Consider the following 19796-nt stretch of genomic DNA (forward strand, 5'->3'; position numbering starts at 1 on the left):
CTTTTCTCCTTTATTCTTTAGCTGATAGTTGATAAGTAAAGGCATAACTAGGATAATATTTTTGTAAAATGTTTCCTGAAAATTCTCCAGCTAAATAAAGTTCAATTGGTTCTGTTAAAAAAGGGGCAATTTCCAATCTGTCCACATTATTTTGCCCGACAACCAACGGTCCCATCGTTGTCCCATCAGTGGCAACAAGATTAAGAATCAACTCGTTATGATTTCCGCCAGAAAATTGATTGACTAGCACAACTGATGAATCAGCTGTAAGATCTTGAACCGTGCCAATCGTAAAATCAATGGGATAGTTACTCGAACTAATGATTGGTTTGGTCGAAGATGCCGTGTCGAATGCACCTTCTGTTTTCGATTCAAATATCATTTCTAAAGGTACTTCCACACTTAATGGACTTTTGACTACTTCCACCTGTTGTTCTACCCAAAGACTTTCAGTTAAATAGGCTTGAAGTTCGGGATCATCGTTGACGGCACCAGCTATTTTTGTATAGACAAAATAAGTTCCAGCTGGTAGTTTTTCTTTTGTCCATGTCATTCCCGCGGTTTCTTCGACTGCGATCATCCCATCTGTATTTTCATCAGCAAGCTCAACTTGTTGTTGTGCTTCCTCAGTCGTTAAATCGGTTTCACTCCAAAGTTGTTTCGTACTTAATTTAAACGTCGTTGCCTTTCCTATCCGACTGGCTGGCTCATAAGCATTGATCGTAGTGTCTAATTGACTTTGTCCGACCGCTACACTCGGCTGTGCTTTCCAATCGGTAATATTGATTTTTTTTTGATAGATTGCTTGTTTTAGAGCTGTATTTGTAAAGTAACTGTCATTTAATGTAGCTGTACCAGCTCCTACTACTTCCTTTTTTTGTAAACTTTGATCAGTTGCTAAATAGCTAAATTGATAGCCTCCTATTTCTCCTGCTACTCCATCGATCCGGTTAAATGTCATATTTCTAGCAAACAAGCCGTTGGTATTAGAAGTATTTTGAAAACGAACAAAATCGGGCTCATCCGCATTCATTACAACATTTCCATTTGAATTGAATCTGCCTAGGCTGATCATTGAAGTTTGTGAATTAGCGCCAAAATTGATTTCTGCTGCTTGACCATTCGTAAAATTCATTGGCTTGTTACCTGTTTGTTCATACAAAAATTCAGCATTTTGACCAATCGTAAAAATTAATCCTGTCCCATCATAAGAAAAATAATCTTTGCTTGATGTCAATTGCACATTCGCATTTTCTTCAAGAGTGACTCGTATTTTCCGATCACCCGATCCGCCAGAAGCTGAACCATAGAACAAAGCGAGATTCGTACTCGTTTGGTGGTTGATAATCGTCGTCGAATCTTTCGCAAATGTAATGTTGTTTCCTTCCATGAACTCTTCGCTGTTTGCTCCTGCTTCACTGACAAATTCATTTTTCCCCTCAAAGGTGAAGGTGGATTCTGTATGCCAAGCTAGAAGTGGTTGCGCCCCGGTCTTGCCATAATAATTGACGTTTTCAAAAACCGCGTCAAATGAGAGGACAGATAAACTTCCAGCCCCTAAGATCCCGTAGTAAGATTGGTTGCCATAGATAACGCCATTTTCATCAGTTAGTGTCGCGCTTCCAAAATTCATGTTTTTCAATTTGATTCTTAATCCACTAATCTTCACTCGATAGCCAGTATTCGAAGCGGTTGAGTTGGAAGCGTTGGTATATAGCATATGATGATTTTGACCATCGATCTCGACATTTTTATAAAACTCAAAAACATCCGCATCTGTATACACGATGTCTGCTGTCAAAGCAACATAATAGGTTCCCGAACCTGAATCATTATTGATCTCACTCATTACCCTAATTAATTCATCTGCTGTTGCTGCAGTATAAGGACTTTCTAATGATCCTTCTCCAACCAAAGGACTAATTGCACCAATTTCGTCGGACAGTTCAGCGTTTTCTGCTAACACTTGTTTTGTTTCTTCGCTGCTTGTTGATGCTTCGGTGATTTGATTATTGACATCTTCATGGGATTCTTCCGTAGTTGTCTCAAAGGAAACGGAGTACTCATCACTTGTGCTCGTTTGCACATTGTCATGGAGATTTACACTATTTTCAGAATTTTCTTGTGCATCAAAGTCATTGACTGGGACAATACTAGCACAAAGAATAAAAAGCGATAAAACAACCCATTTTGTACTTTTTTTCATATTCCCCTCCTCTATAACCATTCTTTTTTTATATAAAAGCGCTTTTGATTAACATTAGATTACAAAAAAATGATACTATACACATTTATATCCGTCAATAAATAACTAATTTCTAATCACAAATCCTATATTTATGCATCTATTGATCAATTTCGCTTTCCATTTTTTAATTTTCAAAAAATTTGCATTTAATCTCACAAAAAAACCTTCTTACGAAAATTATTGTTAAATTCCGTAAGAAGGTCTCATATTTATAAATTGAAAATTATGCTGTTGTTACTGTTGGTGATTTTCTTAGTAAACCATAAATCACACCAGAAACGATTGCACCAATAGCGATGAATGCTAAGTACAAGACTGGATGACTTAACAAGAATACAACGAAAATCCCACCATGAGGAGCAAGTAATTTGATACCGAAAGCACCAACTAAACCACCTGTTAAAGCAGAGCCAATAATGAAACTTGGAATGGCGCGGATCGGATCAGCTGCTGCAAATGGGATCGATCCTTCTGTTACAAAGGACAAGCCCATCACAATATTCGTTAGACCAGCATCTTGATCTGTTTTACTAAATTTATTTTTGAATAAACGAGTAGCAACAAAAATTGCTAATGGTGGAACCATCCCACCAGCCATAACAGAAGCCATCACGACACTACCGCCAGTCGCAACAGTTGTTGCTAGCGTAGCTGTACCGAAAACATAAGCCGCTTTATTAATTGGTCCACCTAAGTCAGCAGCCATCATTCCTGCAAGTAAAGCTCCAAGTAACGCAGCGTTTGAACCGCTCATGCTTGTTAAAAATCCGTTTAATGCATCATTGATTGCTTTCATCGGTACATTAACCAACAACATCAAGAAACCGGTAATCAACAACCCAAACACGGGATAAAAGAGAATCGTTTTGATTCCGTCTAATGATTTAGGTAATTTCTTGAAGAGTTTACGCAAGAACACAATGACATATCCAGCTAAGAAACCGCCGATCAAAGCCCCTAAGAAGCCTGCACCGCCAGTATTAGCTAATGCACCAGCAGCAAAACCAACAATCAAACCAGGGCGATCCCCGATACTTGAAGCAATAAATCCAGCAAGAACTGGTAACATGAAACCAAAAGCAGCTTGACCGATTTGGTTGAACCAGCTGGCAATTTGATTATAATTCCCAAGGTTTGCAAGCTGATCTTGTGGTACACCCATAAATTGGTCTACCATGAAAGAAAGAGCAATCGCAATCCCACCGCCAATAACAAACGGCAGCATATGAGAAACACCATTCATCAAATCTTTATAGATTCGTTGACCGACGGTTCCTTCTGCACTTCCTTCATCAGAACCAGTATCTTTCCCTTGTCCATGATAAACTGGTGCAGTACCGCTTAAAGCAAGATTGATCAGTTCTTCTGGCTTACGAATCCCGTCGCTAACCGGACGATTGACAAGTTCTTTCCCGTCAAAACGATCCATGGCAACTTTTTTATCTGCAGCTACGATTACACCATCCGCACGAGCGATGTCTTCAGCTGTCAATAAGTTTTTAACGCCTTCTGATCCGTTTGTTTCAACTTTGATCTCTACGCCCATTTCTTTCGCTTTTTTCTTCAAAGCATCTTCCGCCATATAAGTGTGGGCGATTCCTGTTGGACAAGCGGTTACTGCAATAACAAACTTGCTCTTAGGATCAACGGTTGCAGCTTCAGCTTGTTTTGCCTGTTCTGCTTTTTCTTCCGCAGCTTTTTGATCTTCCGCTGTTTGGAATAATTCTTGTACAGCTTCTGGTGAATCTGCTTCTTTTAATTTTGCAACAAAATCTGGATCCACTAAAAGGCGGGATAAAGCAGCTAACGCTTGTAAGTGTGTATCATTTGCGCCTTCTGGAGCTGCGATCATAAAGAATAGGTAAGTCGGCTGACCATCTAATGCCTCATAATCGACCCCTTTGTTACTTTTAGCAAATAGTACGGTTGCTTCTTTTACTGCTGCATTTTTTGCATGAGGCATCGCAATGCCGTCACCTAGTCCGGTAGAAGTTTGCGCTTCTCGTGCTAAAATCCCCTCTTTATAGGTTTCAATATCTGAGATTCTTCCGGCAGCAAACATTTTTTGGACCATTTCATCAATTGCGCCTTTTTTATCAGTTGCTTGTAGGTCCATGATCATTGCATCTTTGATCATTAAATCTTTGATATTCATGATAATCCTCCTGAAAACGAATCTATTTTTGTTATCTCAACTTCTGGTAACAGTTCATCAATCAATGCTCTAGAAGCTAAATCATCAGAAAATGCTGTCGCACTTCCACAAGCGACTCCCCATTTAAATGCTTCCACTGGATCTTGATTTTTGCTATAAGCACCAATAAATCCAGCAATCATTGAATCTCCTGCACCAACCGAGTTTTTTAACGGGCGAACTAATACGTTTGATCGGTAAGCACCTTCATTAGTAAATAACAAGGCACCATCTCCCGCCATTGATATCAAGACATTTTGTGCCCCTTCAGCTAATAGTTTCTTACCATATGGCAAAATCTCTTCCACACGATCAAAGTGTGTCTGATATAATTCGGCTAATTCATGGTTATTAGGTTTGATCAACAATGGTCTTTTAGCAAGAGAATTTTTTAGATCATCCCCAGTTGTATCAATCACAAAGTCTGCTTCTTTTTCACGAATGATCTCAATCAATTCTTGATAGAACCCTTTTCTTAAGCTGGCAGGAGTACTACCAGATAAGACAACGATGTCCCCTTTGTTCACAACACTTAGCGCTTGCTTGAATGATTGGATTTCTTCATCTGAGATCGTTGGGCCTAAACCATTGATCTCCGTTTCAGAATCAGATTTTAATTTGATATTGATCCGAGTATCTGATTGAACTGTTGTAAAAGAAGTTTGGATTGTTTCTTTTTCCAACCACTCTGCGATAAAGTTTCCTGTAAAGCCTCCTAAAAAACCAAGGGCTGTCGAATCAGAGTCAATTCTTTTCAAGATTCGAGAAACATTGATCCCTTTTCCGCCAGGAACTTTAAAGTCTTCTTTCATTCGATTCAATTCCCCGATTTTTAACCCATCGACACGTACGATAAAGTCAATCGACGGATTTAATGTTACTGTATAAATCATTGTATAGCTGCCTCCTTGATAGTTGTCCGTTCCCGATAATCGGTAACAAATTCCAATGGACAACGTTCGGTTACGATCGTAGCTGCTTCTAAAGGTGCCACAGAAGTGAAACTAAGCTTGTTGAACTTAGAATGATCAATCAGGACGAAACTTTCTTCCGCATTTGCCATTGCTAGACGTTTCACGGCTGCTTCTTCCGGATCTGGCGTTGTAAATCCACGGTTCAAGTCAACACCGTTCATTCCCATAAACACTTTATTAAAATAGAAATTTTTTAACTGGCTGATTGTACTATTTCCTAGTACAGCATTTGTTGATAATTTAACTTGGCCACCTAATATGATGGTGGGAAGTTGCAAATCAACCAAACTAGCTGCATGTTTCACTGAATTAGTTACTACCGTTACCTTTTTCTCTTGCAAATATGGGATCATTTCTAACGTCGTGGACCCAGCATCTAAATAAATAACGTCATCGTCATTGATTAATTGAGCTGCTAATCGAGCGATTGTTTGTTTTTCTTGAACGTTTTTGAGCGTTTTTTCACTCATATTCTGTTCAAACCCTAAAAGTTGCCCTTTTTTCGCGCCACCATGGATTCTTTCTAACAGACCATCATTCTCCAACTCTTGCAAATCACGTCTAATCGTTGATTCAGAAGCGTTTAGAAGTGTTACTAAATCTTGAGATTTCACTATTTTATTTTGTTCTAACAAGTGTAGTATTTTTTGTCTGCGCTCTTCTGTAAGCATTTCCACGATCACCTCACGACATATAGTAGCATAATTCTTTTTATTAATCAATAAAAATCATTCAAAAACATTCACAGACAATCTAAAACATTCAAAAAAGAGTCTGAACTTTCAACTGGTCCAGACTCTTGATTGGTTGTAAAGAAGTACGAACGGTATTCGCTGTACGATTCTTCCACAACCTTTTATATGCTTTATTTTCTATGCACTAAATAATAGTACCTTCCTAATCCAATGAACATAATGATAAAGCCCAAAATTGATCGTACAGGGATGTTGGGAAGAAAGAACATCAAAAAAGCTACAAATGCTGTAGGTAACATGACCCGATAATATAAGTGTTTATCCATGTGCTCACCTCAAATTTTTTGTAATGTCGCAAATTTGTTTAACTTGGGATAATCATAGATTTCTACTCTAAGATGATTTACACCTTTTTTCACGTCAAAGCTTAAACGTCCTCGTCTTTTTCTTATTCGCTTAAACTGAATATCTGATAGTTTTTCGCGAATTTCATTTAATGGGAGCTGTGTCAAATTTTCAGTAGGTACGTATAATCGTAAAGTAACTAAATATTCTTGATATTTTTCATCGTCAACTGCGATCTCTAAGTATTCTCTTATATAGTAGCAATAAGCTTCGATCCCATCATCTAAAGAAATACGGGGATCAATCACTTTGTAAAACATCATCTGTGCCCGCTGCTCATCTACCCAAGGAAAATAAGCTTGTGTATTCAACCGCCCTCTTACTCGCTTTTCGTGGTATTCATCATTGACAAAATTATAACTTCGAGTAACGAAGAACGTCGCATCCTTTTTCTGAGTCGGTTGCATTCTTTCATTTTGGTATTGAACAGATTGAATACTTTGATCGGTATAAGCATACTCAATGTACGGGGCTTTCAAAAGCCCAACACCATTGTCCCAAGAAAGATGATCAAATCCCAATTGGTCGCGATAATAGGTCTGAAAATGTCGATTCGTTTCCTCGGCCCATTTGAAAGGGTCACGATATAATTGAATACAGATCACACCATTTTGTTTCTCTTTTACAAATTCCACTTGTTGGACATCTAAAAATACTTGTTTCGGAATGATGCGATAGTAGTAAGAGCTGTAATACATTTCCCAACAAGAAGTAAAACATAATCCCTCATGAGATAGATCGTAACCAGGCAATTGATTACAATCAATCACAACCGCTCCCGATCGTTCTCTCATCTTTGGCAACTTATCAATAGCTTCTTGTGTTTCAAACTTCAACCGTTCTTCAATTTCTTTAATATTATGATACTTAAATTCATTGTATGAACGTAAGTAAGCAAATACGCCATTTTTATCCATTTTAAGCTGGATATAATCTCTGATCACCGATTCATGTTGTAAGAAAATATTCTTCTCCAAAATATTCTTAATGATCAATTGTTGACCATCAAAATGAAAACGACACTCATTCGTTTCATTTTTTACAGTCAGCCAACCAAATGCGAACTGAGATTCCTGCATTGCTTCCTTTTTAAAGGTTGTCCATTCAAATATTCGTGCTGTCTGACGAGAAGTCTGAAAAAATGAGGGACTAAACATCATCCGAATAAAAAAGAACCAATCTTCCAATTCATTTTCTCTTTGACTTTGATTCAAATCGGTTAATTGAATCGTCATTAATAATTGTTGTTCTTCCACTACGCTCTCACTCCTTTCAAATTATTTTATAATTAAATTATAACCAAGCATAAGAAAAAACTAAAATTTAACGACTTCCAATTATTTTAGTAACTATCCATGGTAGAATAGAAACAAATAATCAAAGAGGTGAATAATTTGGGGCTTAAATTTGAACGTACAGATAATCTTGATAAATTATTTGAATCCTTTGCTGTTGATCCAGAAAAAACAGTTGCTTCAAAAGAAGAAATCGATCGCTTTTTGAAACCAAAAAATGACGAAAAAAAAGAACAGACAAAAAAATAGAAAAAAACTAGTAGCAAGCGAATGTTCTCCTCTTTGAGTCCTTCGTCTGCTACTAGTTTTTTATTCTGAAATTGCTTCTTCAATTGCCTGCCAAGCTTCTTCTTTTCCTTGCTTCGTGACAGAAGAAAATAAAATAAACTGATCATTATTATCAAAATCCAACGCTTTTTTGATTTCACTTTCATGCTTGTTCCATTTTCCTCGTGGTATCTTATCCGCTTTAGTCGCTACAACAATCACTGGAATATCGTAATATTTCAAAAATTCATACATCTGGATATCCTCTTGGGAAGGTTTGTGACGTAAATCGACTAAAGAAACGACTGCTCGCAACTGCTCTCTGGTCGTAATATATGTTTCGATCATTTTACCCCATTTTGCACGTTCAGTCTTTGATACTTTGGCATAACCATAACCAGGGACATCGACAAAGTGTAACGCATTTTCAATCAAATAAAAATTCAATGTTTGGGTCTTACCTGGTTTTCCCGAAGTGCGAGCTAAATTCTTTCGGTCAATCAACGTATTGATAAAAGAAGACTTTCCGACATTTGAACGCCCTGCTAAAGCAATTTCTGGTAAATCAGATTCTGGGTATTGTTTTGGTGCAACTGCACTAATCACTATTTCTGCTTGATGTACTTTCATAAAATCTCTCCTAAAAAAGGTCGTTGAAGAAGAAATGAACTCTATCGAGATGAGAGAAGATTGTTTAATATCACTTTATTAAACAATCTCTGATAAACGAAGAGTCGCTTCTTAAACGCCGTGTAACAGGTTGCGAGAAGCATGAATTGATTCGTTCTTTAAAGAAAAAAATCTCGAAACAGCTTCTCATGTTTTGAGGTTTTTTGATTTCATTCTAAGATTCAACGATCGAAAAACTGCAGTTGATTGCGGAAAGTACGTTTTTACATAAACGAAAGTCATCTTCCCTATTTGTCGATTTTGAGTAATCACAACGTTGAATCGCCTGCTGTCAATAGAATGTCTTAATCATTAATCAATAGTTTCGATAAAAAGACAAAGCTGCCGCAAAAGCAATAACTAACTTTCACGACAGCACTCCAGCTTCTATCTGCTTTTATCCCGCTTTTTTCTCAGAATCTTTATAAACGACAGTCGGTTCTCCTGTTAATTCAGCAGCTTCTTTCGTAATGATCACTTTTTCGATATTCTCATTAGATGGGATGTCAAACATAATATCCATCATGATTTCTTCGATGATCGAACGTAGTCCACGTGCCCCAGTATTTCGGGCAATTGCTTTTTCAGCGATTGCTGTTAATGCCTCTGGTTCAAATTCTAATTCCGTATTATCCAAAGCAAGTAATTTTTGGTATTGTTTGACCAAAGCATTCTTTGGCTCTGTCAAAATACGCACAAGATCTTCTGTCGTTAATTTTTCAAGTGCTGCCATTACTGGTAAACGACCAATAAATTCAGGAATCAAACCAAATTTCAATAGATCTTCTGGAATGATTTCTTGCATGACACTTGCGCCATCTGCTAATTTTTGATTTTTAGTCCCGAAACCGATTGTCTTTTCTCCTAGACGATTTTTAACAATTGTTTCAATCCCATCAAACGCACCACCTACGATAAACAAAACATTTGTCGTATCGATTTGGATAAATTCTTGATGAGGATGCTTCCGACCGCCTTGAGGAGGAACGCTGGCAACTGTTCCTTCTAAAATCTTCAATAAGGCTTGTTGGACACCTTCGCCTGAAACATCTCGAGTAATTGAAACATTTTCGCTTTTACGAGCAATTTTATCGATTTCGTCAATGTAGATGATCCCTTTTTCAGCTCGTTCCACATTGTAATCAGCTGATTGCAATAATTTCAATAGGATGTTTTCGACGTCTTCCCCAACATAACCAGCTTCAGTTAAACTGGTTGCATCAGCGATCGCAAAAGGTACATTTAACGTTTTAGCTAATGTTTGTGCCAAGAAAGTTTTCCCTGATCCAGTAGGACCGATCAGGCAGATATTACTTTTTTGCAGTTCAACATCATCTGCATCTTCTTGGGATTGTTGATTAACACGCTTATAGTGATTGTATACTGCTACAGCTAATGAACGTTTTGCACGATCTTGACCAATCACATAATTATTTAAGACTTCCAAAATTTCTAATGGTTTTGGTACTTCTGTGAATTCACGTACCGCTTCTTCATAAAATTCTTCATCAATGATTTCTTTGCATAGGTCAATACATTCATTACAGATGTAGACCCCTGGACCAGCCACGATTTTTTTTACTTCTTCTTGTGTTTTCCCGCAAAAAGAACAACGTACGGTCTCATTGCCACTTGGATTATCATACATGGTCTTCACCCCTTAACTTGCATCATAAATGCAAGAAACTATCACAGACTTTACAGTCTTTTACTATCATACCATAATTCAAAAAAAAGCAAAAGCACTAAACAAGAACCAAAAATCGAAAATATGCAAAAAGAGGAAACCTCTCAGTTTCCTCTTTGATAAAATGCAATAAAAGATGATTATTTTGCTTCAGTAGCAGTTCCAGTAATCAAATCGATTGCTTTTTTCATTGTCACATCATGTTCCAACATATCTTCTGTTAACACTCGTTTGATTTGTTCGATTGGCATGTTGTATGTCTCAGATAATTCTTGGATTTCAGCGTTGATTTCTTCTTCTGTTGCTGCTAGTCCTTCTGCTTTAGCAATAGCTTCGATTACAAGATTTGTTTTTGTGCGTACTTCTGCTTCGCCTTCAAATTGTTTGTGCAAGTCTTCTTCTGTAGAACCAGTTAATTGGTAGTACATGTCAGGAGAGATTCCTTGACGTTGCATGTTGTTCAAAAATTCATCCATTGAACGGTGTACTTCATCGTGAACCATCACGTGTGGCAGATCAACGATTTCTGCATTTTCAACAGCTAAGCGGATTGCAGCTTCATCTTTTGCGTCTTCTGCTTCTTTTTCTTTTGCTTCTGTCAATTCTTTTAGATATTTTTCTTTCAATTCTGCTAATGTAGAAACTTCATCATCTACATCTTTTGCAAATTCGTCATCTAATTCAGGTACTTCTTTAGCTTTTACTTCATGAACCGTTACTTTGAACACTGCTTCTTTACCAGCAAGGTCTTCTGCTTGATAGTCTTCTGGGAAAGTAACTGTTACATCTAAGCTTTCACCTGATTTTTTACCGATCAATTGATCTTCAAAGCCAGGAATGAATGAACCAGAGCCTAGTTCTAGTGAATAGTTTTCACCTTTTCCGCCATCGAATGCTTCGCCATCAACAAAGCCTTCAAAGTCAATCACTACAGTATCGCCATTTTCTGCTGGAGCATCTTCTTTGATTACTAATTCTGCTTGAGCTTCTTGTTCACGTTTGATACGTTCTTCCACATCCGCTTCAGTAACTTCACGGTCTTGTTTTTCAACAACTAAATCTTTATATTGACCTAATTTCACTTCAGGTTTAACTGTTACTTCAGCAGTGATCACCCAATCTTGCCCTTTTTCCATGCTTTCAACATCGATTTGAGGTTGTGATACAGGTTCGATACCTGCTTCTTTAACTGCTGCTTCATAGCTTTCAGGTAAGACAGCATTCAATGCGTCTTCATAAAGAGCTTCTTCTCCGTACATACGGTTGAATACTTGGCGTGAAACTTTCCCTTTACGGAACCCTGGTACGTTCAAGTTTCCTTTAACTTTATTAAACGCAGCTGTCAATCCTTTTTGAATTTCATCTTGCGCAATCGTAAATTTTAAAACACCATCGTTTGTGCCTTTTTTTTCAAATGTTGCAGTCATTTAGTTCCCTCCGAGTTTAGAAAATTCATTTTATACATCAAAAACGTTTCATGCATACCCTTAAATAGTACACTAACCCTTTCAAATTGTAAACATATTGAATGGTTAGAATCCACGTTTTTCATGACTTTTTTATCTGATAAGTGTCAACGGTCACTTTGAAAGAGTAGCATTTCCCTTAAAATATTTCCTCTTTTTTCTAGGAAATCTGCTTCCTCTGCTTCTGTTTGTCTATTATTATAGTTTGGATCATACATGCTAAGTGTATCAGCAAACCATTTTTGGGGATCACCGACATATGTATCATAAACAGGATAAAGAAGAGCGGATTGCATCATAAATTCTTCTTTTAGCACTGTACTAAGATAGGCATCTTGATCTTCATAAGCTTCTGCTAATCGCATTAACTGTTCATAAGCCTTCTGCTTTTCTGGTTTTGGTAATGTTGCAGGTATGACTTCTATAAACGTCTGATCCATCGTTAAATAAACAACTGGCTGGTGTTTCTTCACTTGCACGAGTGACTCTAACATTTTCGCTCGCACTAATAAGTGGATCTCTGGTAAGATAATCATTTTTTTGATTGTTTGTACCAATTCATGATAAGGCAACTCTTCAATCTCAGACACAACCAAAAGTTGTTCTGCAGGTGGCATTGTCGGCATTTTTTCAACACTAAGATGAATCTTACGTATTTTTTGACGGTCATTTTGACTCGTGAAATTTTCTGCTTGTTGGATCTTCTCTACCATGAGTTGCTCAAATAAATCAGAAAAATCATAGCTGGCAATTAACTTGCGAGCATAAAGATAATCTTTTGTTTGGATCAGCAGATCAAAATAAAAAGCTGCCACTTTTTCATCTGTCAGGTAGTCATTTTCATAAGGAAACGCCTGATTCAGCGCTTCTTTTTTTTCATCTAGCTCAACTAAGCAAAGGACAAGTAGACGATTCGCCTCAAATGTTCCTTTAAGCTCCAATGCTCGTTGTAAAAATGTCTTTGCTTGTAAATATTGATGATCAGCTAATGCTTGTTGCGCTAGACGCATAAGATTTTCGTATTTATCAGGAAAATCAATCGGCTCCAATGTTCGTTCTCCCTTCGACTCTTTGCCAGTAAAATCATGAATAAAACTATAGTATCAAACATAAAAAAACATGACAATCTTTTTTAGATTGCCATGTTGAAAAAATAAAATGAATCAAGCATTAATTTCTTGATTAAAGGCTTTGACTAGGTTTAGCGTGACTACACTCGTATTTGAAAAATAATCACCAATATGCTGTTTTCTTTGATTAAAGATTGTCGGTAAATAGCCAACAAAAAGTAATGGGAATTTCAAAATGAACCGACAAGCGCCTTCTCTCACTAGCACTGTTGTCCAACTCAAATCTGATTCATTAAAGCAAATCACACGAATCCCAAAAATCATTTTTCCTATTGTTTGTCCATGGTTTAATTTCGTGAATAAAATAAAATAACCAAGGTAAATCAGCAAAGCAGCAAAACCATAAATACTTAAATAAGAATCGGATACTTTTAACCAGTCTAAATTAGCCGCTAATCCAATGGTCAACCGTGTGATTGAGCCAATACAAATCAGATCCACAATAAAAGCGAAAAATCTTATCCAAAATCCTGCATAAAAATATTTAGGAAAGTCATTTACATTGATTTTTTCCTCTTTATCTTCGGTATACTGTTGCCATTGTTGTTGCTTAACTTTGATTTCACTTTCAGATAGTGGTTTTTCTTTAAAAGATTGAAGTACTTTTTGAGAAAAGCCTGGATCTGGACCCACAGCAGGACGATCTGCCTTGTTATGTGAAGATAAATCTTCTGGTTGCTTCGTCATGCTTACTCACCTCCGTAATAATACATTGCCTTTGGTGATTGAACGGTTCCTTGATTTTCTAAGAAAGACAAGATTTGACTTGTTTCAGAAGCTTTTAGGCCTTGAAGCTGAGCAAGTTTCGAACCGAACCATGTGTTTGCAAAACCAGTAGTATTCGTTTCATATTCTACTAACTGAGCGTTTTCTAAATGTTGCTCACTTCTCATCGCTTTTAACGCGTCTTGTGGATACCCAATTTCATCCACTAATCCGACTGCTTTCGCCTGTTCGCCATCATAAATACGACCATCCGCAATTTTTCGGACTTCTTCTTCTGATTGATTTCGTCCAGTACTGACTACTTTGACAAATCGATTGTAGGCATTATCGATATAAGTTTGTAAGACTTTTTGATCTTCTGGCGTTTGTGGTCTAGTACTTGAACCCATATCTTTCAATGCACCACTTTTTACCGTCGTATCCTCGATCCCTAATTTTTCTAAAAGACCAGAATAATTAAGACCTGACATGATGACACCAATGGACCCAGTGACTGTTTCCTCTGTTGCATAGATTTTATCTGCTTGAGCTGAGATATAATATCCGCCACTAGCAGCTGTATTTTTCATACTGACATACATTGGAATATTTCGTTCATTTCGGATATCACTGATTGTCTTAGCTATTTCTGCACTTTCATAAACACCACCACCAGGAGAATTGACTTCTAACATCATCCCTTTGATCGTTTTATCTTCTTTTATAGCATTTAATTGCTCCATAAACTTAGCGTGATTGTATCCTTCTGTTGCAAACAAACCTGATGTTCCATCACTAGTGATCGTCCCATCAACAGTCAATTTTACGATTTTTTCTGAACTATCTCCTTCTTCCAGAACCGTGGGCGATAATTCATTAGTGCCATATAATAAGCTATTCAAACCACTCATTTGCTTTTCTTCTTTTGAATTTGACGTCAGGCTAGATGATACCAACGAAACAACCAATAAGCCTGCCGCAATCAACACTGCTATCCAACGCTTTTTATTCATACTCTCCCTCGCTTAATATAAATTTTTGATAACGATCACTGTTTCTTTTTCTCCAGTTGCATTCATTTTTTCTGCTTTTTCGACTAATGTAAATCCATTGAACTTCTCTTTTGTCCACTCATCTTCTACTACGAATTGTTGCGCTTCTCCAATAGTCAACGCATCAGGCGCAATTTCTTGGATACTATCCCAACCAGTATCTAAAAAGATTTTGGTTTCATCATCCACTGTATTTACTTTTTCAAGTTCGGCCAACTGTTTTTTTAGCATGCCTAATGTCAAGACTGCGATATTTGATGCCATTTTTCATCCTCCTTCTTTTACTTACTCTCATATTGTACCGAAGTCTGCAAAAAGATGATAGTCAAAACTTCATTTCGATCCTCCCGCCACAACCATATAGACCAATTTTATTTTTTCTCTTTTTTATTGACAAACATCACACAACAACGTTATCATTTAAGAAGTTTCCAGAAAAATACGAAAAAGGAGTTTAGATATACCATTATCATTTTAAGGAATAGCGCCTGGTCTGTAGTTACAGATGACGAGGAAAGGGTTTATCGAAATATTCGGCGGATGACCCTAGGGACTGCACTCTATAGAATCGATCAAAACCTATCTGTGAAGATAGAACAAAAATCGATTCCAGCAGCTGGAAACTTTCATAATGATTATATTATAGAAAGTAGGATGTTTTTTATGTGTGGAATTGTCGGAATGATTGGATTAGAAAACGTAACACCCGGATTGATCAATGGTTTAGAAAAATTAGAATATCGGGGATACGATTCGGCTGGAATCTTTGTTGCGAATGACGAAAATGATTTTTTGGTCAAAGCACAAGGTAGAATTCAGAACCTAAAGGATAAGCTAACAAACGAAACAGCGGGAACAATCGGAATCGGTCACACTCGTTGGGCAACTCATGGCGAACCTTCTCAAAAAAATGCGCACCCTCACACTTCTCAAAGCGGACGTTTTGTTCTTGTCCATAACGGTGTAATTGAAAACTTTGCTGAACTAAAAAATGATTATTTAGAAACGGATCAATTTTCAGGGGAAACGGATACTGAGATCATTGCTCATCTTATTGAATTTTTTGCAAATGAAGGACTGGATACAAAATCTGCCTTTGTCAAAACACTTCAATTAATCAAAGGTTCTTATGCTTTCGCATTAATTGATCGTACTCTGCCAGATCAAATTTTTGTCGCTAAAAACAAAAGCCCTCTCTTAATTGGTCTGGGAGACGGATTCAATGTTATCGCCAGCGACGCAATGGCTATGCTGGCTTATACGAAAGAATTTGTTGAAATTGAAGATGGCGAATTAGTGATCGTCACTAAAAATGAGATTTCAATCGAAACGATCTCAGGTCAACCAGTTGAACGAACTTCTTTTGAAGCACAAATTGATGCAGCTGATATTGAAAAGGGCACTTATCCTTACTACATGTTGAAAGAAATCGATGAACAACCGATCGTTATGCGAAAGATTGCCCAAACTTACGTGAACCATGAGAATGAAGTACTGATGGACAAACAACTTTTAGAAACAGCTAAAAACAGTGACCGTATCTACATTGTTGCTTGTGGAACGAGTTACCATGCTGGCTTAGTTGGAAAACCTATTTTAGAACAATTAACCCGTATTCCTGTGGAAGTCCACCTTGCAAGTGAATTTGGTTATAATTTGCCTTTACTTTCAGAGAAACCATTTTTTATTTTCTTAAGCCAAAGTGGAGAAACAGCAGACAGTCGACAAGTACTCGTGAAAATGAATGAATTGAATTACCCATCATTGACGATCACTAATGTACCCGGCTCTACTTTATCAAGGGAAGCTTCTTACACTCTTTTACTACATGCTGGACCTGAAATCGCCGTGGCTTCAACAAAAGCTTATACTGCTCAAATCGCTGTTTTAGCTGCACTTGCTAAAGGAATTGGTCATGAAAAAAATCTTTCTTCAGCTAGAGAATTCGATCTAACGCACGAGCTTAGTATCGTAGCGAATGGCATGGAAGAACTAATTTCTCAAAAGGACTACTTACAGGAGTTAGCAGCTGACTATCTAATGGATGCAAGAAACGCTTTTTATATTGGACGTGGAACAGATTATGCTGTCTCTTTAGAGGCTGCATTGAAGTTAAAAGAAATCAGTTATATCCAAGCAGAAGGTTTCGCAGCTGGGGAATTAAAACATGGTACGATCGCGCTGATTGAAACGAACACACCGGTTATCGGGATGATCAGCGAAGAGATAACAGGTGCACACACGAGAGGAAATCTAAAAGAAGTGGAAAGTCGTGGAGCAAAAACTTTGGTTATGGCTACAAAAGGTTTAGATCGACCAGATGACCAATTAGTATTGCCTGTTGTTCATCCTTTACTCACTTCATTAATCACAGTGATCCCTACACAATTGATTGCCTACTATGCGACCTTGCTAAGAGGTCTTGATGTTGATAAACCGAGAAATTTGGCAAAATCAGTGACCGTTGAATAGGAAAAAGGTTAAAAAAATATAGCATGTATCACCATGAAAAAAGCCAAAAAACAATGAAATTTAATTTTCATTGCCTTTTTGGCTTTTTTGTGTAGTCATCAATCAGTTCGAAAATGACTTTTTATTGTTTTAACCTATTTTGCATCGAGTCCCCCATCTAAAGGAGCTAAGCATTAGTTCCGGGCTGTTTTGCTTGATGGCTCTTTTTTTGTCTCCTGTAAGATAACAGGATTGTTGCACTCACTATGGTTAGCCCCAGTAGTTGTAGCAATGGACTAACTTTATTACCCGTAGCTGGTAACTGTTTACTCACCTTTTTAGCAGTATTCTTATTCACTTTTGCTTCCTCTTTTCCTTTATTAATCGCTCCATTATTTATTGTTTCGGTTTCTTTTGCCACAGGTGGTTTTTCCGTTGATTCTTTTACTATCTCTTCCTCTAAAGGAGGAACCGTCTCATGTTTTTTGCTTGTCTGCACAATGATTTTATTACTTTCTTCCGAGAGATTCCCTTCTTTGTTTTTCGATTTAACTACATAAGAATATTTCGTATTTTCCTGTAAATCTTTATCAGTATATAGTGAGGTTTCCCCCGCTACTTCTCCTACCAATACATTGTTTCGATAAACTTGATAGCTCATGATTTCTTTTGATTCATCAGGTGCGTCCCACATTAAAGCCACTTCATGTTCTGTGACACGGGCTGATCTCAGTTTAGTAGGGGGCAACGGGCGACTTACCTCCATTGTCATTTTCGTTCTTGCTTTCACTGCATTACTCGCTTCTGATAGATTACCAGCTTGATCAACCGCTCTGATTTTATAGGTATAAGTGGTAGCCTCCATCAATCCTGTGTCTATGTAAGTTAAGTCCGTACCAGAAAGTGTTTGGACTAACTGATCGTCTCGATAGACGTGATAACCAGTGACACCCACATCATCGATTGCTGCTTCCCACGACAAGCTGACACTGTTAGTTGTTACATCATCGATTCGTAAATTCAAAGGAGCCGTAGGAGGAGTCAGATCTTCTGCTGATTTTGTCCTAGCCGTTACCGCATTACTTGCTTCTGATAGATTCCCTGATGGATCAACAGCTTTGACTATATAGGTATAGGTGGTATCTTCCATCAACCCTGTATCTATGTAGGTTAAGTCCGTACCAGTTAGCGTTTGAACCAACTGATCATCTCGATAAACGTTATAACTAGCTACATCAACATTATCGATTGCTTCTTGCCATGACAAGCTGACACTGTTAGTTGTTACATCATCGATTCGCAAGTTCAAAGGAGCTGCGGGAGGAAGAATTTCTTCTGTTGGTTTTGTCTTAGCTGTTACTGTATTACTCATTTCTGATATGTTTCCTGCCTGATCAACTGCTCTCACTTGATATGTATACATCGTATCTTCCATTAATCCTATATCCGTGTATGCTACTTCCTCCGCACCAATCACTCCTTGAATTAACTGATTGTCTCGATAAATGATATAACCGATTACGTCAATGCTATCTGTCGCTGATTCCCACGATAAGCTGACACTATCAGTTGTTACACTAGTGACTTTTAAATTCAAAGGCACTGCAGGCGGGCTGCTACTCGCCAGTTTTGTCCTAGCCGTCACTGCATTACTCGCTACTGATACATTCCCCGCTTGATCAACTGCTCTCACTTCATACGTATAGGTAGTATCTTCCGTTAATCCATTGTCGGTATAGGCGAGGTCTGCATCAGTGACTGTTTGAATCAGTTGGTTGTCTCGATAAACCAAATAACCCATTACGCCTACGTTGTCTGTTGCAGCTTCCCAAGACAAGCTAACACTATCACTTGAAACGTCGTTGACTTTCAGATTTTTAGGATTGGTAGGAGCTTCCAAATCTAATGCAGTGGCTTGAACGTTATCAAAATATGCTGTCCCGTTTCCACTAGACGCAAAACGGATAATATATGTATTTTCACCTTCCGGAGTCGTAAAGCTAAATTCATGTTGTTTCCAAGCATCATTATAATGTCTCTCATCCTTCAACGAAATAAACCCTTCCCCATGATTAAGCGTGCCAAATTCCACAATTGCTGGAAACGAAGGGTCTCCGATCACATAATAAGTGAATTGATAGGTCGTTTTCGGTTTTAACTGAACATATTGCAGGATATTCTCTCCATTTGATGCCATTACATAATGATTGCCACTTTCATCTGTCACAAGTGCAGGATTGTTACTTCCAGGATTGGAAACGATCCAGTGATTCAACCCATCATTAAATTCACCATTTTTTATAATCACCTCTTCTGCTAGTTGATAAGAGGGTGCATAAGATGGATCAACCGCTACTACAATGACCGGTTTTACAAATAGAAAAACAATCATCATCAATCGAATCAGTTTTTTGAAAATTTTCATATTTACCTCCTCTAAATTAGTTGTTTCGCAAGTTAGTTTAATCTATTCAGAGATAAAAAAAGCCCCTTTTTTTCGTATAATTAGAAATTAAAGTTCTATCATAACAACTTTTAACGGAGAATATTCTAAACCC

General features: G+C 37.6%; 15 protein-coding genes. 2 read left to right on the forward strand and 13 right to left on the reverse strand.

All coding sequences use genetic code 11. The annotated features are described in order from the left end of the window. Positions 1-10 precede the first annotated feature (10 nt). From IGJ27_RS07250 to IGJ27_RS07270, 5 genes are all read right to left on the reverse strand, one after another. Positions 11-2206 (reverse strand): hypothetical protein, encoded by a 2196-nt coding sequence (locus IGJ27_RS07250; protein WP_178305898.1) that lies wholly within the window; start codon positions 2204-2206, stop codon positions 11-13. 265 nt (positions 2207-2471) lie between these two features. Continuing rightward, positions 2472-4403: a PTS fructose transporter subunit IIABC gene (locus tag IGJ27_RS07255; RefSeq protein WP_178305897.1), complete on the reverse strand. Its 1932-nt coding sequence runs from the start codon at positions 4401-4403 to the stop codon at positions 2472-2474. Next, positions 4400-5335: a 1-phosphofructokinase gene (gene pfkB / locus IGJ27_RS07260; RefSeq protein WP_010718974.1), complete on the reverse strand. Its 936-nt coding sequence runs from the start codon at positions 5333-5335 to the stop codon at positions 4400-4402. Before pfkB ends, IGJ27_RS07255 begins: the two co-directional genes overlap by 4 nt. Further along, positions 5332-6087 (reverse strand): DeoR/GlpR family DNA-binding transcription regulator, encoded by a 756-nt coding sequence (locus IGJ27_RS07265; RefSeq protein ID WP_010718973.1) that lies wholly within the window; start codon positions 6085-6087, stop codon positions 5332-5334. The genes pfkB and IGJ27_RS07265 overlap by 4 nt, the downstream gene beginning before the upstream one ends. A 359-nt stretch (positions 6088-6446) precedes the next feature. Beyond that, positions 6447-7751: a hypothetical protein gene (locus IGJ27_RS07270; protein ID WP_178287267.1), complete on the reverse strand. Its 1305-nt coding sequence runs from the start codon at positions 7749-7751 to the stop codon at positions 6447-6449. Positions 7752-7910: 159 nt separating this feature from the next. On the opposite strand from IGJ27_RS07270, the gene IGJ27_RS07275 reads away from it, so the two are divergent. Continuing rightward, positions 7911-8060, forward strand: a complete 150-nt coding sequence (locus tag IGJ27_RS07275; RefSeq protein ID WP_010737727.1) for an SPJ_0845 family protein — start codon at positions 7911-7913, stop codon at positions 8058-8060. A gap of 60 nt (positions 8061-8120) precedes the next feature. Here the strand turns inward: IGJ27_RS07275 and yihA are convergent, their stop codons facing one another. The 7 genes from yihA to IGJ27_RS07310 all read right to left on the reverse strand — a co-directional run bounded on the left by yihA (position 8121) and on the right by IGJ27_RS07310 (position 15051). Then, a complete protein-coding gene (yihA, locus tag IGJ27_RS07280; RefSeq protein ID WP_010718969.1) occupies positions 8121-8708 on the reverse strand; it encodes a ribosome biogenesis GTP-binding protein YihA/YsxC in 588 nt (195 codons plus the stop codon). A 436-nt stretch (positions 8709-9144) separates the two neighbouring features. Further along, a complete protein-coding gene (gene clpX, locus IGJ27_RS07285; protein WP_178305896.1) occupies positions 9145-10395 on the reverse strand; it encodes an ATP-dependent Clp protease ATP-binding subunit ClpX in 1251 nt (416 codons plus the stop codon). Positions 10396-10574: 179 nt separating this feature from the next. Beyond that, positions 10575-11861: a trigger factor gene (tig, locus tag IGJ27_RS07290; protein WP_010718967.1), complete on the reverse strand. Its 1287-nt coding sequence runs from the start codon at positions 11859-11861 to the stop codon at positions 10575-10577. A gap of 146 nt (positions 11862-12007) precedes the next feature. Then, positions 12008-12949: a hypothetical protein gene (locus IGJ27_RS07295; RefSeq protein WP_010737728.1), complete on the reverse strand. Its 942-nt coding sequence runs from the start codon at positions 12947-12949 to the stop codon at positions 12008-12010. Between the two features lie 114 nt (positions 12950-13063). Then, complete coding sequence (locus IGJ27_RS07300) at positions 13064-13717, reverse strand: RDD family protein (protein WP_178286119.1); 654 nt, start codon at positions 13715-13717, stop codon at positions 13064-13066. 2 nt (positions 13718-13719) lie between these two features. Further along, positions 13720-14748, reverse strand: coding sequence for a signal peptide peptidase SppA (gene sppA, locus IGJ27_RS07305; protein ID WP_010718964.1), 1029 nt, complete (start codon positions 14746-14748; stop codon positions 13720-13722). Between the two features lie 12 nt (positions 14749-14760). Continuing rightward, positions 14761-15051: a hypothetical protein gene (locus IGJ27_RS07310; RefSeq protein ID WP_010737730.1), complete on the reverse strand. Its 291-nt coding sequence runs from the start codon at positions 15049-15051 to the stop codon at positions 14761-14763. A 399-nt stretch (positions 15052-15450) separates the two neighbouring features. Here IGJ27_RS07310 and glmS point away from each other — a divergent pair, with 399 nt between their 5' ends. Next, a complete protein-coding gene (gene glmS / locus IGJ27_RS07315) occupies positions 15451-17259 on the forward strand; it encodes a glutamine--fructose-6-phosphate transaminase (isomerizing) (RefSeq protein WP_178305895.1) in 1809 nt (602 codons plus the stop codon). Between the two features lie 166 nt (positions 17260-17425). Here glmS and IGJ27_RS07320 read toward each other — a convergent pair whose 3' ends face one another. Continuing rightward, positions 17426-19663 (reverse strand): fibronectin type III domain-containing protein, encoded by a 2238-nt coding sequence (locus IGJ27_RS07320; protein ID WP_178305894.1) that lies wholly within the window; start codon positions 19661-19663, stop codon positions 17426-17428. Positions 19664-19796: the final 133 nt, after the last annotated feature.

Origin of the sequence: Enterococcus sp. DIV1726a (genome assembly GCF_051710985.1) — a bacterium.
GTDB lineage: Bacteria > Bacillota > Bacilli > Lactobacillales > Enterococcaceae > Enterococcus_B > Enterococcus_B hirae.